Source organism: Agarivorans sp. Toyoura001 (genome assembly GCF_005405585.1).
Lineage (GTDB): Bacteria > Pseudomonadota > Gammaproteobacteria > Enterobacterales > Celerinatantimonadaceae > Agarivorans.
The window spans coordinates 108,860-124,123 of record NZ_BJEQ01000013.1 but is presented as its reverse complement, the minus strand read 5'-3'; the positions used below and the strand labels follow the sequence as shown (position 1 = coordinate 124,123).

The window sequence follows — 15,264 nt, the reverse complement described above, 5'->3', positions numbered from 1 at the left end:
ACTTGGTCTACCACTGCCAATTTAAAGGCAAGAGAATAATTTCGTTGGGTACGTTTACTGGTTGTTTTCATGACACTCTCCAATTTCATGTTGGATATGTGTCAACCTTATTTAGGACGGTACACAACAATAAAAAAGGCGCTGAATACAGCGCCTTTTTTATTGTTTGTTGTTGTTCGCAAACATGACTTAGTCTTTATTAACCACTTTACTTTCAGTGTGATTGCGTAGACGGGAGATGTTGCTTTGGTGACGAATAATGATGAGGCAGGCTAACATAGCCACTGGTAGTGTATATTCAGGTTTAATTAGCCAAGTATAAAGAGGCGCTAAGCTGACGCTGATGATGGCCGCGAGAGAGGAGTAGCCGCGTAATTTTAAAGTGATTAACCAAGTTATTACCAGCATTGCTGCTAGATCTAAACCAATAGGTAACACACCACCAAGCGCGGTAGCAACGCCTTTGCCCCCTTCAAAATGAAAAAAGATAGGGTACATATGGCCTAAACAAGCCGCTATGCCCACAAAGCCCAATACGATAGGAGCAAGGCCTGCGTAATAGCCTAACCACACTGGTAGCGTGCCTTTTAGTAAGTCACAAAACAGTACTAATCCTGCGGGAAGCTTTCCGCCTAAACGGTAAACGTTGGTTGCGCCGGGGTTATTAGAGCCATGCTGACGAGGGTCGGGTAGGCGGTAAATTCGGCAAATCAGTACAGCGCTGGAGATCGAACCCAGTAAATACGCTGCTGTGATAAAAAATAAACCGAGTAAACCCATTAGCTTAGAAGCATTCCACCCATTGCCGAATTGCGGTATTATCGCGCTCTTTCAAAGCTCAAATCATACGCTGTTTTTTTAGCTAAGGCTAATAAGCACGTTAACACTACAGCAGCCAAAAATTATGGATAAAGTATTTATTAAAGATCTCACCGTACTCGCCACCATTGGCGCCTACGAGTGGGAAAAGCAAATCAAACAGAAGTTGTTAATTGATTTGGAAATGGCCTGGGATAATCGCCCGGCAGCCATGAGTGATGATTTGTCCCTCGCGCTCGACTATGCATCGGTAAGCCAAGCTGTGAGTGACTTAGTGACCCAGCAGCCACATGAGTTAGTGGAAACGGTAGCCGAAAAAGTGGCGGCGCTTATATTGAACAAATTTTCTGTTCCTTGGGTGAAAGTGACCATTAACAAGCCTGGTGCGGTGCCTTTTGCCAGTAATGTTGGTGTACAAATCGAGCGTAGCCAAGCGGATAGCTCTCAATAATGGCTGATATTTTTGTCGGGATTGGCAGTAATTTGGAGCGCGACCGTTATATTCGCCAAGGCGTTGAAGCGCTGCAGCAACAGTTTGGTGAGCTTGAGTTAAGCCCGGTTTACGAAAGCCCAGCCTTAGGTTTTAGCGGCCCAGCCTTTTACAATTTGGTGGCCAAAATCTCTAGCCCTTTGTCTTTATTGGCTGTGTTTGATGCCATTAAACGGATTGAATTTGAGCACGGCAGAGCAATGGATGCGCAAAAGTACTCGTCACGCACCTTAGATATCGATATCCTCTTATATAACCAATTGGTGGTAGCTGCTCCCTGCGTGCTACCTAGAGCTGAGATTATAAAAAGTGCCTTTGTATTAAAACCGCTGGCAGATATAGCCGGAGATTTAGTACATCCAACACTTCATCAAACTTACACGCAACTATGGCAAGATTTTGATCATAGCAGCCAAGTTTTGACTCGGGTCGATTCTTTCAGTTTTTAATTTTTGTCAGCAAGGAACAATTAATGAGTACATTCGAAACCATTTTTTTGGCTTTGATCCAAGGTTTAACTGAGTTTCTCCCTATCTCTAGCTCGGCCCATTTGATCTTACCTTCGCAGATTTTTGGTTGGGACGATCAAGGTATTACCTTCGACGTAGCGGTACATGTGGGAAGTTTGTTTGCGGTAATTTGCTACTTTCGAAAAGAAGTATGGGCAATGCTTAAAGCATGGCTGGGGTCGTTTGCCGGTAATCGCAGCCCAGAAGCTCTATTAGCTTGGTTAATTATTTTGGCCACCATTCCAGCGGTGGTATTTGGTGGTTTGTTTAAATCGTTGATTGAAGAGTACTTGCGCTCGGCTTACGTGATTGCGTCTACAACCATTATATTTGGTGCTTTGCTGTGGTGGGCAGACTCTCAGTCAAAACTGATAAAAGATGAATATCAGATAGGTTGGAAACAAGCCTTGTTTGTGGGTTTTGCTCAGGCTATTGCTATTATTCCAGGTACGTCACGCAGTGGTATCACCATTACTGCTGGCTTAATGCTGGGTTTAACCCGCGAAGCGGCAGCGCGTTTTTCCTTTTTAATGTCGATTCCGGTGATCGTTGGCGCTTGCGTATTGATGGCTAAGGATATGGCCGAAACGCCAGTGGATATCGATTGGTCGGCAATGTCACTAGGAATATTGGTGTCGTTTGTTAGTGCTTATTCTTGTATTCACTTGTTTATTAAGTGGGTGAACAAAGTAGGTATGAAGCCATTTGTTATTTACCGCTTAGCACTAGGTGTTGCGCTATTTGCCTTTTTAGCGCTTAGCTAAAAGCAAGTTTCTCAAAACGTAAAAAGCTAGCCAATGGGCTAGCTTTTTTTATTGCTTACGTTTGTTATTCGGCGAGGTAGCGCAGCTTTTCTTGTTTAATCAGCGCAACGCGCTGCTGATGTAGTTGCTCTCTTATTTCTGCGCCTTGGTAGCCGGCTTTTATAATGGCTTGCACGTTTACGCTATTAGCCACTTCAAGTTGTTTCAGTAGGTAGTCGTAAGCAGGGTAGTCATTATTCTCAAAACCTAAACGGCCGCGAATGTCTGCTACACCAGCTTCCAGTATTTGAGTAAAGCGTTCAGGCTTGCGCCAAGCATCGCAGCGATCAAACAGCTTTAGTACGGTTTCTGGGCGTAGTTCTAGCGCGCTATGAATGGTGATGTGATGCTCCGCCACTAACAGCGCAAGATCGCGGTAGTCGTTGGGTACTTTTATTCGCTGGCAAAAGGCTTTTATTAATTTAAGGCCTTTGGGGCCGTGGCCGGGGTGCGAAGGCAGTTTTTCTTGGGGCGTAAGTGCCTTACCATAGTCGTGGCAAAGTGCGGCAAAACGCACTTGATTACTGTAATTATGCTTGGCGCTTTGCTCTATCACCATCAGTGTATGAATACCGCTGTCTATCTCGGGATGCCATTTAGGGCTGGCGGGCACGCCAAACAAGTTGTGCAGCTCTGGGAATAATATCTCTAGGGCGTTGGCGGCTTGTAGTACTTCAAAAAAGACCTGCGGTGACTCGCTGTGTAGGGCTTTTTCTAGCTCCATCCAAATGCGCTCTGGGGTTAAAAAGTTTAGTTCTCCTGAGTCAGCAATTTCTCGCATTAGAACGAGAGTGTCTTCGGCAACGCTAAAGCCCAGGTGATAAAAGCGCGCAGCAAAGCGGGCTACCCGCAATACCCGTAGTGGATCTTCCACAAAGGCTGGAGAAACATGGCGTAATAGCTTGGCGTGTAAATCAGCTTGGCCACCGTAAGGGTCTATTAACGCTCCACTTTCTGCACGAGCGATGGCATTTACGGTAAGGTCGCGACGTAATAGGTCGTCTTCAAGGGTAACGTCTTCGGCGAAGTAACAACTAAAGCCGGTATAGCCAGAGCCTTGCTTTCGTTCGGTGCGGGCAAGTGCGTATTCTTGCTGCGAATGAGGGTGTAAAAATACCGGGAAGTCTTTTCCTACCTGCTTGTAGCCAAGTTGCAGCATTTGCTCAGGGCTAGCTCCCACTACTACGTGGTCACGGTCTTTAATGGGTAAACCTAGTAGTTGATCTCGTACTGCTCCGCCGACTAAATAGGTTTCCACTTATCACTCCTCGTTAAACTCAGTGCACAAACGCCTTGCGAGGAGGTATTATACACCGATAAATGCCCAAAAGGCTTGGATTGCCACTTTAAGATAAAGTGCAAACCATAATCGGCGAAAGGATAGCGGTTAAATGTATTTGGATTATTTTGGCTTAAAGGAAAATCCCTTTTCGATTGCGCCAAACCCCGACTTCTTGTTTATGAGTGAGCGCCACAAAGAAGCACTGGCTCACTTGACCTTTGGTTTAGGAGAAACCGGCGGCTTTGTATTGTTAACAGGCGAAGTGGGGACCGGTAAAACCACGGTATCTCGTGCCTTGTTAAAACAAGTTCCCGACAATACCCAAGTGGCTTTAGTCTTAAATCCGAGTCTTACCGAGTTAGAGTTGCTAGCCACTGTATGCGATGAACTCAAAATTGACTACAACCATGACAACTTTACCCTAAAAAACTTTGGTGATGTGATTCGCCAGCGTTTACTCGAAAATCATTGGAATGGCGGCAACACTATGTTGCTGATTGACGAAGCTCAGCACCTTTCGGTAGAAGTGCTTGAGCAGCTTCGTTTGTTAACTAATTTTGAAACAGATACTCGTAAATTATTGCGAGTGGTGTTGATTGGCCAACCTGAGTTACAGCAAAAATTAAAACAACCAGAATTACGACAGCTAGCACAGCGTATTACCGCGCGTTACCACTTGTTACCACTAACCATAAACGAAGTAGAAGCATATATTCGCCATCGATTAATGGTTGCAGGTTGCCAACGGCCTTTGTTTCCTACTGCTGTTGTTAATCATGTATTTAAAGCCGCTGAGGGTATTCCTAGGGTCATTAATTTATTATGTGACCGCGCATTACTGGCTACGTTTGCGCGTGATCAAATGCAAGTAGACAAAAGCGCATTAGAGCAAGCTATTCAAGAAACTGCGCTGTCTGAACCTGAGAAAAGCGTAAATACTAACTATTTGTATGTTGGGGCCGTATTGGGCTGCCTTGCTTTGGCCTTGGTGTTTTTATATCAGCAGTGGCCACGTTCTCAACCTGAGGTTGCCGTTGATAATGCCGTTGTAGAAGCGCCGCTTGAGCCTGTGGTTGCTAAACAAGAGCCAAAAGTTACGTTTGCCGATGTGGCTCCTGCTATTAGTAGCAATCAGGATCAGCTGCAAGAGTGGCAAGAGTTACGAAAAAGTAACACTTTGCCAGGAAACTCTTGGCAACTCCTACTGCGCGCTTGGGGTTACGATGTCGTGAGTGCCCAAGCGAATTGTAAATTGGTGCCAAGTTTAGATTTGAAATGCCTTAGCTTAAGTGGCGGAGAGCGCATATTACGCGGTATTAATTTACCTGCAGTGGTCGAGCTTGAAGATGGCGGTACGTATTTCTATGCTGTCATTCGCCATTGGGGGCCCAAAGTAGAATTATGGATAGGTGACCGTTCGTTAATGGTGACCGAACGATGGCTGAAGCGGCGTTGGAATGGCGAATTCCAAATACTATGGCAGCCACCAAGAGGCTATGACGGAATATTGAAACAAGGCAGTCAAGGTGATGCCGTATATTGGTTGGATCAAAGCTTGTCATTACTTCATGGGCAGCGGCCACGTAGAACGTACATATTTGACGGCGAATTAAGCCGCCAAGTACAACGTTTTCAACAGCAGCAGAGCTTGAACGCAGACGGTATTGCCGGTGTATTCACCTTACTGCGTTTAAATGAACAAATATATGTAGACCAACCACGTTTGCTGGAGTTGAACTAATGTCGAGTATACTAGACGCGCAGCGCCGCAATCAGCCTAATCAAGCAGTGGCATTAGTTGCTCCTCCGGCGGTTAGCTCTGCTTTACTGGTGGGTTTAAGTTCAGGTTTATCGTTGGCACTTGCCGCTATTGCCTTTTTGCTATGGCAGCAATCTACCTCCGATACACTGGAAGCTGCTAGAGAGGCCGAGTTACAGCAAGTGATTAGCAAACCCGCGAAACCAACTGTTACTGTGGCTACTATTCCTGAGTTTGAGCTAGGCTTTGAGCTACGCCCTTTACCCAGCACTGATGACTTAGAAAAAGTGGATTTATTAGCGCTGCGCCAAGAAAAATTTGAAGCGTTACTTGCGCACACGGAGTCACAACCTCAGATTCAATATCAACCGCTAGCGCAAACACCAAAGCAGCCAAAGCAGTCAGTGCAGCAAGCGGCATTGCCGGTTGAGGTAAGCAATCTTGAGCCTAAACCTGCAGCGACACCTAAGCCCCAAGCAGAAAAACAAACCACGACTGCCACAGTGGCTAATCCTACCGCTGAGAAAAATGCTACTGAAAAAGGCCTAGAGCAGCGGTTTGCTGCTGCAGTGCAGGCCACTAAGGTGCTTGCTTGGAAAGATGAAGCAGATCCTACTAATTACGATACCGCACCAATGATGGGGGCATTAGCACCAGACGTACTAGCGCTAATTCCATCGCTTACTTTTAACTCCCATGTATTTTCATCCGACCCGACGCGTCGCTACATCTCGCTTAATAATGTAGAGCTTGCTGAGGGGGATTTTGTGACTAAGAATATCGAATTAGTCGCGATTCGTTTGGATGACATCGTGTTACGAGTAGCGGGTAATCTTTGCCGATTGAACGCGTTGTCTGATTGGGGATAGTCTCTCTGGTCCGCCAGCACAAAAAAGCCGCTTAAGCGGCTTTTTTTATACTTGGTCATTTTAGATTAAGTTGTTTTCAGTAATGAATGCCTAGATGTTTATTGCCTTTTGCTTTCAGCCATCACCACTTAATTAACTTTTGTTCATCTTACGTCCATGCCCTGTTCATGCCCTAAGGCTTAGAATTTTGCTTAGCTTATCCTGAATGCTTTGTGTGCCTTAAGAGGGTGTTTGTTGCACTGGGTTTTGACCGTGCGCAGATAAGTATCTGAGGAATAGACAGAGCTTTTACTCATTCTGAAACTGTCAACGACGTTTTAAGAAGTAACGGGTTGTAGGGACTCTTTAGTATCGCAACGATAGCTATTCAGTCGGCTGCCACCATTTACACTTTATTCAGCGTTTGTTGTTAGTTTTTAGTGAATGGCTAATGACTAATGGACTGATATGAGGCCAAAACAATGAACAAACTATTAGTGTTATTACCTATATATTTACTATCAAGCCTAGCGCTGGCAAATGACTACGTAGTGGGGACGCTGATCCCGGCAAAGAGCGTAATTGTGCGCAGCGAGCTTAGTGGGGTGGTAGATTCTTATCACGTAGACAATGGCGATACAGTAAGCCGTGAGCAGCCACTTTTGGCTTTGTCTACGGCAGATTACACGCTCAATGTCGCGTTAGCAAAGTACCAATTAGACGTTAGTGACGCAGAGTTAAAGGCACAAGAGAAGCAGTTAGTGCGTTATCAGTCACTGTTTAAAACACAAGGTGTATCAGCCAGTGTTTTAGATGACCAGCTGCGTGTTACGGGAATTGGCCGAGCACAATTTAAAGTAAGTGAAACTCAATATAAAATTGCCCAACGCACTCTAAGTAAATCAACACCTACCTCCCCTTTTGACGGCGTTGTTATTAGTAGGCATGTAGAGCTAGGGCAGTTTATTTCGGTGGGGGATCCTCTTTACACCGTCGCGGATATTGATCGTTTGAAGGTGCGGTTTTACTTGCTCGAGTTAGATTTCTTTAAATTTAGCAAAGGGGACAGGGTAAAAGTGGGTATCCCTTCGATCAATCAAAGCTTTGACGCTGAAGTGTCGTTTACCTCGCCGGCCCTGCAAGGGAGTGAACCCGGTTTTTTAATTGAAGTGGTTCTCGATAACCACAATGCGCAATTGCATTCAGGCATGACTTCTCACATCTACTTTAATGAGGAGAGTGAAGAATGAGCCACTTTATGGATCTGTTATTCCAAAGAAAATTTGCTGCTAAGTTGTTAACACTAATAGTGATTAGCCTAGGAGCGTTTACAGCCTACCACCTACCATTAGCTGAGAAACCGCGGTTTGACATGGGCAAGGGCGATATTGTTACCGTGTATTCAGGCGCTAGTGCTCAAGACATTGAAAGCAATATCACCAGTAAAATTGAAAAAGAATTACTGTCTATTTCTGGTATCAAAGAGTTCACTTCGGTTTCTGAAACAGGTGTTTCTAGGGTAAGCCTAGAGCTAAACCCCAATGTCTCTGATCCCAATAGTGTTTATCAAGATATTCGAGATGCGCTTTCGCGCTTATCTGATTTACCGTTAGGTGTCACTGAAGGTCCCACGCTTAGTATTAAAAAGTCTTATAGCTTGGATTTCATGGTGGTAGGCATTTCAGGTGATGTTAGTTATGGCGAGCTGAGAAGCAAAGCAAAATCCCTTGAGCTAGAACTTAGAAAAATTGATGGGATTGGTGAGGTGTATCCCGTTGATTTGCGGGCGCCAGAATTTATCATTCAATTAGAGCCAATATCATTGAAACGTTATGGCCTAACCATTGACGAGGTTGCGTCGATTATTAGCGAGCGTAATGCGCTGATTAGTGGCGGACGACTAGAGCAACTTCAAAACAACCCGGAGTTAATGACAGAAGCAGAACTCAATAGCATCACAGCTCTACAAGATATGTTTATCTCCTTCAAACCCAAGCTCACACTTAACGATATTGCAGGCCTTATCGATAATGGCTTTGAGAAAGGAGAAGTATACGGCTCGATTAATGGCCATAAGAGTATTTTGTTTGATTTAAGAACAGATGAAGCGGCAGATGTGATTAAAACTTCCGCAGCGGTTAAGGTACTTTTAGATAAACAACAAGGACTTTTAGGTGAAAAATATACGCTAGATGTTGGCTTTGATTTATCAGCCGATATCCAAGAGAAAGCCAATATTGTGCAAAACAATGGTTTATTGGGTCTTGCATTGGTACTCATAACTTTAGCCTTGTTTCTGGATCGCCGAATTGCATTTTGGGTGGCAGTATCCATTCCCGTTTGTATCTTTGGTACGTTAGCTCTACTCCCTTCATTTGGGCAAATTCTTGATGTGTTTACTTTGTCAGCATTGATATTGATTGTGGGTATTATTGTTGATGATGCGGTGGTGGTTAGCGATAGAATTATTGCGTTGGTTGAACAGGGACATTCGGTAAGTAAAGCGGTTAGTTTGGGAGTTAAAAGTGTTTTTCCTGCTTTGTTAGCCAGTATTCTTTCCACCATGATTGCATTTATACCGCTGCTGTTTTTATCTGGAAACAGTGGGAAACTGGTGTATGTGATCCCATTAACGGTGATTATAGCGCTTTGTTTTTCATTTATTGATGCGCTGTTTTTGCTTCCTGCTCATGTTAAAACCATCTTAAAAAATACGACTAAAATCGAAAATAAAAGCTGGGTGAAGCTAAGCGCATTGAATGCTTTCATCGCACTCGCAATTAAAAAACGTCAGCTTGTTTTACCCAGTATTGTGGTGGTTGTATTTAGCTTGGCGTTTCTGTCGTATAAAAATCTGAGTTTCTTATTTTTCCCAACTGATGGTGCCTACTTGATTGAGGTAAGCGTTGAAGCAGAGCCTGAGCTGGATTTAGATGATGTTTGGTTGCAAACCCAGCAGTTGGAAGCAATGTTTAAAGATACTGCCGAAGTATCGTATTGGTACGGTGAAGTGAGTTCGCCGAGCAGCTTTTGGGTTGTGACGCTGACACCTGCCAACTCTCGTTCCCGCACTGCAGAGCAGTTAGTGCAAGAATGGGAGAGTAACGCTGGAGGCATTGCTGGTTTAACCCAGATTGAATCTGATATAGATGGCGGAGGACCACCAGTAGGGCGGCCTATTGATTTACGCGTGGTTGGTGGCAGCGACAGTGGCCGCGAACAACTAACAAACGAACTGGTCAGCTACCTTGAACAGATGGATGGGGTAACACGAGTTCGTCGGGATATTAATGAACCTGCACCGCAAATCCAAGCAGAGTTGCAGCACCGTTGGTTAAGCTACTACGGCATAAGCGCTAGTCAGGTTGGCGATGTTATTAAGTACGCGGTTGATGGGAAACGAGTAACACGTATCTTCAACGGAGAGGAGGAGGTGTATTTTCGACTTACCTTAGAAGATGATGACAAGCTGTTACCTGAATTAGATAACTTGATGCTTCGTGCAAGCTCAGGCCAGTTGGTTCCCTTAAACGAATTGGTGCGGTGGACATTTACCGATTCTCAGGCGCAAATAAAACACTTTGACGGCGAGCGAGTTGTTCGAGTTTCTGCTGGGGTTGATGCCAGCATCACTGATCCAGTCTCTGCTTTTAGCCAAATACAAGCCGAGTTCTCCAGTAAAAGCTACCAAGGCGCATCCATTGTTGCAACCGGACAAATTTTAGAAACTCAAGAAGCGCTGACCGGGTTTACTATCGCTATTTTGCTGGCCTTTGCCGGAATAGCTATCTTACTGCTGTTGCTGTTTGATAGCGTTGCCGAGTCGTTGATAGTGTTATCTGTAATACCTTTTGGGGTGGCAGGAGCGCTATTGATTTTAGTCATTCACAATCAAGTGCTTAGCTTTTTCTCCATTATTGGCATGATCGCGTTAATCGGAATTATGGTAAACAATAGCTTAGTGCTGATTTGGCATTTAAAAGATAAAGAGCAGCAGCTGTTGGAGCGTGGCTTAGTGGATTTTGTTATTGAAGGGACGCAAAGCCGAATTCGACCTATCACCTTAACCACAATTACCACAGTAGTAGGTCTAATCCCCCTTGCTTACGGTATTGGCGGTTATGATAACTACATGTCGCCGATGGCCTTAGTGGTTGGCTGGGGATGTATTATTTCGATGATAATGACGCTAACCGTAGTTCCAAGTCTGTACCTTTGGTTTAAATCATTTGAAAAACGATAACCGGATTTAAGGCTTGTTTCGCAGAGGTACTCAATACTAGGGGTCAGGCGTTAATTAACAATAGTGCTGTGATATGGGGCGAGAGTTTGCCCAATGTAATGTAAATAAAAAAGGCGCTTTAAGCGCCTTTTTATTGGGTATCGATAAGAATTACATCCACTGATTATCGCGTTTTTTGCGACGTGGAATCATCGGCAGTAAAATACCTAGCACCAAACCGGCCGCCGCAACGCCAGCTCCACGCATAAACCATTGCATTTGCACGGCTTCATCTTTGGTGTCTAGCTCATGCTGTATGGCAGCATTTTGATTAGTGATTTGATTCAACTGTTCGTTCAACTGGTCATTGTTTACTTGTAGTTGCTCAATCTGCTGCTGTTGAGTCTCGATTTGCTGAACACGCTCAGATGACGCATTTCCGCTGTCTTCTAACTGTTGCTTACGCGCGGTTTCACTTTTCTCTAATTGGGTTTTTATTTGCTCTAGTTGATTAGCAAGGCCAGGGGAACGGTTTAGGTATTTAGCTTCTACCCAACCTTCACGGCCGCCTTCCAATACAATTTTGGCGTATTTATTCTCTGCGTTGTAATCAGTTTGGTTAATTTTAGTACCCGCGTTAACACTGCCTACAATGCGAAACTGGTTGCTAGGACCCGCATGCATGAAAACGTATAAATCATCTGAAATGTAGCGAGTTTGTGCGATAGCAGGAAAGGTGAGGGCAAGCGATAAAAATGCAGCAGATAAAGTTCTTACAATCACGGCGTATCTCTTCGAGTTAGATAGTATTCGCCGTTAGTGTACGAAACAACGTTGCTAGTCTCAACCAGCAACGCTGTTAATGTGAGTAAAGTTAACTAGTTTTAGGGCTTATGAGCCAAAAATAGCCAACAATATGTAGTAGAACACGATAGATAGTGCTGCACCTGCAGGTAGTGTAACCACCCAAGATATTACAATACTACGTACTACACCCAGGTTAAGTGCAGCAATGCCTCGTGCCATGCCTACACCTAATACTGCACCCACAAGGGTTTGAGTAGTAGAAATAGGTAAGCCCGTGCCTGATGCCACAACAACGGTGGTGGCAGCAGCAAGTTCTGCAGCAAAACCACGGCTCGGTGTTAAGTGAGTAATGCCTTTACCAATGGTGGCAATTACGCGGCTACCAAATAAGGCTAAACCGGCCACAATACCTAAGCCACCCAGTGGTAAAATCCACCAAGCCAAGGCTGCTTTAGCGCCAATTTCACCGTTGTTGCTTACCACGCTTACTACAGCCGCCAAAGGACCAATAGCGTTGGCTACGTCGTTTGAACCATGCGCAAACGCCATACAACAAGCAGTGATGACCATCAGTACAGCAAACACTTTTTCTACGTTGGTGTAGTGCATTTGACGATCAGCTTTAGGATCTGTTTTTAAGCGACTAATGATGACTTTACCGATAATCGCTACCACTAAACCAATCACTACTGCCCAAACGTAACCTTCAACACTGCTCATTTCTAAGCCAATGTGCTTAAGGCCTTTTTTGATCGTTACCAAGGCCATCATAAAACCGGCTAAGAACATGTAACCAGGTACATAGCGTTTAGCAGCGTCTAGTGGATTTTCATTATCAAAAATAAGCTTTTGTGCGCTGACAAAGATTAAGTAGGCGAAGACCCCGGAGATAGCTGGAGTGATAACCCAACTACCAACAATGCCGCCAACTTTAGCCCATTCAACCGCTTCTGTGCCCACACCCACAGCAGCAAAACCAACAATGGCGCCAATGATAGAGTGAGTAGTTGAAACTGGCCAACCGTTGTAAGACGCAATGAGTAACCAAGTACCTGCTGCTAACAACGCAGCGATCATACCGAATACTAATAGCTCAGGCGTGTTTACAAACGCACCTGAATCAATGATACCTTTACGTACCGTATTTGTTACCGCACCGCCGGCCAAGTAGGCTCCAGCGAATTCAAAAATCATTGCGATAATAATCGCTTGTTTGATGGTAATAGCGTTTGAGCCAACCGATGTACCCATAGCGTTAGCTACATCGTTAGCACCAATACCCCACGCCATTACAAAGCCAAACACGGCAGCAATGATGATTAATGTAGTGCCATAAGTTGCAAGAATTTCCATTGGAGTTACCTAGTAATTTTTGTTAGCGATAAATCATCAGTTCTAAGCGCGCGCCAACACGCTGCGCTTGGTCGGCCAATTCGCCGATAGCTTCAATGATGAAATAAAGGAACATTGCGTCGATAGGATCTAGTTTTTTTTCTATCTTTTGTAATTTACGACGAATTTTGATTTGCTGCGCGTCGGTATCGTCTTCGATAACATCGAGTTCGTGTACCATCTTTTTCACTAAATCTACTTCACGGCCTCTAAAGCCTGTTTCAAGTAAATCTTCTAGCTCGTTAATCGCATCTTTAGCTTTGCCGGTTGCTTCTAAACAACGTGCTAAATAAGCCATAAACATTTCAGCCAGTTTCGGCGGTAACTCCATTTTACGACCTAACATACGGCCAGAAATATCTTTCGCTTTATTGGCAATTCTATCTTGGTGGGTAAGCAACTCTAATACGTCAGAACGTTCGATTGGCATAAAAATGCCGCCCGGTAAGTTCAAACGAATTTCGCGCTTCATGCGATCAGCTTCTTTTTCTAAGTTGGAAATGTCTCTGCGGCGCTTGGCTGCAGTCTTCCAATCTTTATCAAGTACAGCTTCGAAAAAGGGCACTAACACTTCACAGCATTCGTGCACTACATTGATATGCTCTTCTAGTGGTTTAATTGGCGATTTTGCAAACAAACCTAGAATTGTATTTCCGGACATAATCTGTGTTCCAATTAGCTATGCAAGGGATATATTTTTTGCGAGGCGCATGGTAACGTAGCCGAGTTTAGTTGCAAGCATTTATCTTATAATTTGTTGCTTTTAACTTGAGCTGTATCAAAGGTTTTATATGCGTACTGAACAGAGGGAGCAGGTCGCTGCATCAGCAAACATGGATAAACCATGAACAATGAAATTGAAATCAAGCTCTTAGCTACGCCTCAATGCGCGTCAGTCTTACTCGCTCGGCTAAATCAGTATAGTGTGCTGCAAACCGAAGTGAAAACTCTCACCAGTGTTTATTTTGATACTGCCGACCATCAATTGATGCGTTGGGGTATGGGTTTGCGTATTCGCAGTGGCGATGGCGACAACGTACAAACCATTAAAACTGACGGTTTAGCGGTAGGTGGCTTACATCAGCGGCCAGAATACAACTGCGTAATTAACGCTAATAGGCCGCAACTCGCCTTGTTTGATCAAGTAGAATGGCCCGCTGGCGCAGATCTCTCTCATATCGATACTCAGCTTTCCCCTTTATTTACTACAACTTTCGACAGGCAAACTTGGCTGGTAGATTTAGCCAACGATACCTTAATTGAAGTGGCTTTTGATCAGGGTGCTTTAACCGCCAGTGCTGAGCAAGAAGCCATTTGTGAAATTGAACTGGAGCTAGTGAAAGGGGATGTTAGCCAGTTATTTGAGTTGGCCAGCGACATCGCATCTATTGAAGGGCTGCGTTTAGCTAACATTAGTAAAGCGCAGCGCGGATATATGTTGGCCATGGCGCACCGCGATAAAGTAAAACCGCTAACGGCTGTAAAAATCAGTGACGCTGAAAATAGTGCCGAGTGTTTAACCCGTATTTTCAGGTCTGCTCTGGCTCATTGGCAGTATCATGAACAGATGTATGTTGACCAGCGCAGCTTTGCGGCACTTGAGCAAGTTTCATTATCAGTACAAATGCTGTTTCAAGCTTGCAAAATGTTTAACGAGTTAGCGCTGGTAGAATGCTCTTGGCTTAAAGAGTTACGTTGGTTACGCCAGCAGCTATCTTGGCTTAATCAAGCCTCTAGTTTAAGCAAGCTCACCGCCGAGCGTGGCGCGTTTATTAAGAAGTTACCGCAGCAACGTTCTTTACTTAAATCTTTGCAAAAACAACAATTGGCATTACCACAACCAGACGACGTGATTACGCTCATTCACAGCGGACGATACTGTAGTTTAATGTTAAAAATTACCCGTTGGTTGTATCAAGCTAAGTGGCAACATCATAAGCCGTTGCAAACTCACAACATGCAACAACTCGCTCAAGGTATGTTGCAAACCAGCTGGGATTATTTGCAACAGTCTGCGTTGGCGCAGCAGCAAGTGGATGCGGATATCTATATTAAACAAGCTACCAAACTAAGGCGTAACCTTTTGGTTGGCATGTGTGTAGGGGAGCTGTTTGATCAAGAGCTACGTCAAGAATTTAGGCTGCCTTGGGTGGATATTTTGTCTGGTATTGAAGAGTTAAGTTTGTTCAAACCTTTGCGCGAAATGCTGCCACAGCTAGACAGTGAACAACAGCAACCTATTGAGAAATGGGTTCGCCGTAAAGAACAGTCTCTATTAAATGCCTTAGAGTTCTCTCGCCAACAAGCGTTGCAACAAGCTGTGTATTGGTAGC

13 protein-coding genes are annotated in these 15,264 nt (G+C 44.5%); 8 read left to right on the top strand and 5 right to left on the bottom strand.

Annotated features, from left to right (window positions below; all coding sequences use genetic code 11):
* Nucleotides 1–189: 189 nt before the first annotated feature.
* Nucleotides 190–780, bottom strand: a complete 591-nt coding sequence (plsY, locus tag FFR00_RS15315; RefSeq protein ID WP_137674291.1) for a glycerol-3-phosphate 1-O-acyltransferase PlsY — start codon at nucleotides 778–780, stop codon at nucleotides 190–192.
* Between the two features lie 124 nt (nucleotides 781–904).
* On the opposite strand from plsY, the gene folB reads away from it, so the two are divergent.
* Genes folB through FFR00_RS15300 form a run of 3 tightly spaced genes read left to right on the top strand, consistent with a single transcriptional unit; the run spans nucleotide 905 to nucleotide 2,582 of the window.
* Nucleotides 905–1,270: a dihydroneopterin aldolase gene (folB, locus tag FFR00_RS15310; protein ID WP_137674290.1), complete on the top strand. Its 366-nt coding sequence runs from the start codon at nucleotides 905–907 to the stop codon at nucleotides 1,268–1,270.
* Nucleotides 1,270–1,758: a 2-amino-4-hydroxy-6-hydroxymethyldihydropteridine diphosphokinase gene (gene folK, locus FFR00_RS15305; protein ID WP_137674289.1), complete on the top strand. Its 489-nt coding sequence runs from the start codon at nucleotides 1,270–1,272 to the stop codon at nucleotides 1,756–1,758. The genes folB and folK overlap by 1 nt, the downstream gene beginning before the upstream one ends.
* 23 nt (nucleotides 1,759–1,781) lie before the next feature.
* Entirely contained in the window at nucleotides 1,782–2,582 is an 801-nt protein-coding gene (locus FFR00_RS15300; RefSeq protein ID WP_137674288.1) for an undecaprenyl-diphosphate phosphatase, read from the top strand.
* 64 nt (nucleotides 2,583–2,646) lie between these two features.
* On the opposite strand, the gene FFR00_RS15295 is transcribed toward FFR00_RS15300, so the two are convergent.
* Nucleotides 2,647–3,879 (bottom strand): multifunctional CCA addition/repair protein, encoded by a 1,233-nt coding sequence (locus FFR00_RS15295; RefSeq protein WP_137674287.1) that lies wholly within the window; start codon nucleotides 3,877–3,879, stop codon nucleotides 2,647–2,649.
* 133 nt (nucleotides 3,880–4,012) lie between these two features.
* Between FFR00_RS15295 and FFR00_RS15290 the strand changes: the two genes are divergently transcribed.
* The 4 genes from FFR00_RS15290 to FFR00_RS15275 all read left to right on the top strand — a co-directional run bounded on the left by FFR00_RS15290 (nucleotide 4,013) and on the right by FFR00_RS15275 (nucleotide 10,753).
* Complete coding sequence (locus FFR00_RS15290; RefSeq protein WP_137674286.1) at nucleotides 4,013–5,644, top strand: ExeA family protein; 1,632 nt, start codon at nucleotides 4,013–4,015, stop codon at nucleotides 5,642–5,644.
* Entirely contained in the window at nucleotides 5,644–6,531 is an 888-nt protein-coding gene (locus FFR00_RS15285; protein ID WP_137674285.1) for a general secretion pathway protein GspB, read from the top strand. Before FFR00_RS15290 ends, FFR00_RS15285 begins: the two co-directional genes overlap by 1 nt.
* A 461-nt stretch (nucleotides 6,532–6,992) precedes the next feature.
* Nucleotides 6,993–7,760: an efflux RND transporter periplasmic adaptor subunit gene (locus FFR00_RS15280; protein WP_137674284.1), complete on the top strand. Its 768-nt coding sequence runs from the start codon at nucleotides 6,993–6,995 to the stop codon at nucleotides 7,758–7,760.
* Nucleotides 7,757–10,753, top strand: coding sequence for an efflux RND transporter permease subunit (locus FFR00_RS15275; protein ID WP_137674283.1), 2,997 nt, complete (start codon nucleotides 7,757–7,759; stop codon nucleotides 10,751–10,753). The genes FFR00_RS15280 and FFR00_RS15275 overlap by 4 nt, the downstream gene beginning before the upstream one ends.
* A 150-nt stretch (nucleotides 10,754–10,903) precedes the next feature.
* Here the strand turns inward: FFR00_RS15275 and FFR00_RS15270 are convergent, their stop codons facing one another.
* The 3 genes from FFR00_RS15270 to FFR00_RS15260 all read right to left on the bottom strand — a co-directional run bounded on the left by FFR00_RS15270 (nucleotide 10,904) and on the right by FFR00_RS15260 (nucleotide 13,592).
* A complete protein-coding gene (locus FFR00_RS15270) occupies nucleotides 10,904–11,515 on the bottom strand; it encodes a TIGR04211 family SH3 domain-containing protein (RefSeq protein WP_137674282.1) in 612 nt (203 codons plus the stop codon).
* Nucleotides 11,516–11,623: 108 nt separating this feature from the next.
* On the bottom strand, nucleotides 11,624–12,892 hold the full coding sequence (locus FFR00_RS15265; RefSeq protein ID WP_137674281.1) for an inorganic phosphate transporter: 1,269 nt from the start codon (nucleotides 12,890–12,892) through the stop codon (nucleotides 11,624–11,626).
* Between the two features lie 22 nt (nucleotides 12,893–12,914).
* Nucleotides 12,915–13,592, bottom strand: a complete 678-nt coding sequence (locus tag FFR00_RS15260) for a TIGR00153 family protein (protein WP_137674280.1) — start codon at nucleotides 13,590–13,592, stop codon at nucleotides 12,915–12,917.
* Between the two features lie 183 nt (nucleotides 13,593–13,775).
* Between FFR00_RS15260 and FFR00_RS15255 the strand changes: the two genes are divergently transcribed.
* The gene (locus FFR00_RS15255; protein WP_137674279.1) at nucleotides 13,776–15,263 is read left to right on the top strand and encodes a CYTH domain-containing protein; all 1,488 of its coding nucleotides are present in this window, start codon (nucleotides 13,776–13,778) and stop codon (nucleotides 15,261–15,263) included.
* Nucleotide 15,264: the final 1 nt, after the last annotated feature.

What these genes read in the sequence shown, in the direction of transcription:
- FFR00_RS15280 (WP_137674284.1), top strand. Translation starts at nt 6,993, where the DNA reads ATGAACAAACTATTAGTGTTATTACCTATATATTTACTATCAAGCCTA.
- FFR00_RS15255 (WP_137674279.1), top strand. Translation starts at nt 13,776, where the DNA reads ATGAACAATGAAATTGAAATCAAGCTCTTAGCTACGCCTCAATGCGCG.
- FFR00_RS15300 (WP_137674288.1), top strand. Translation starts at nt 1,782, where the DNA reads ATGAGTACATTCGAAACCATTTTTTTGGCTTTGATCCAAGGTTTAACT.
- FFR00_RS15290 (WP_137674286.1), top strand. Translation starts at nt 4,013, where the DNA reads ATGTATTTGGATTATTTTGGCTTAAAGGAAAATCCCTTTTCGATTGCG.
- FFR00_RS15285 (WP_137674285.1), top strand. Translation starts at nt 5,644, where the DNA reads ATGTCGAGTATACTAGACGCGCAGCGCCGCAATCAGCCTAATCAAGCA.
- FFR00_RS15260 (WP_137674280.1), bottom strand. Translation starts at nt 13,592, where the DNA reads ATGTCCGGAAATACAATTCTAGGTTTGTTTGCAAAATCGCCAATTAAA.
- folK (WP_137674289.1), top strand. Translation starts at nt 1,270, where the DNA reads ATGGCTGATATTTTTGTCGGGATTGGCAGTAATTTGGAGCGCGACCGT.
- FFR00_RS15265 (WP_137674281.1), bottom strand. Translation starts at nt 12,892, where the DNA reads ATGGAAATTCTTGCAACTTATGGCACTACATTAATCATCATTGCTGCC.
- FFR00_RS15275 (WP_137674283.1), top strand. Translation starts at nt 7,757, where the DNA reads ATGAGCCACTTTATGGATCTGTTATTCCAAAGAAAATTTGCTGCTAAG.
- folB (WP_137674290.1), top strand. Translation starts at nt 905, where the DNA reads ATGGATAAAGTATTTATTAAAGATCTCACCGTACTCGCCACCATTGGC.
- plsY (WP_137674291.1), bottom strand. Translation starts at nt 780, where the DNA reads ATGGGTTTACTCGGTTTATTTTTTATCACAGCAGCGTATTTACTGGGT.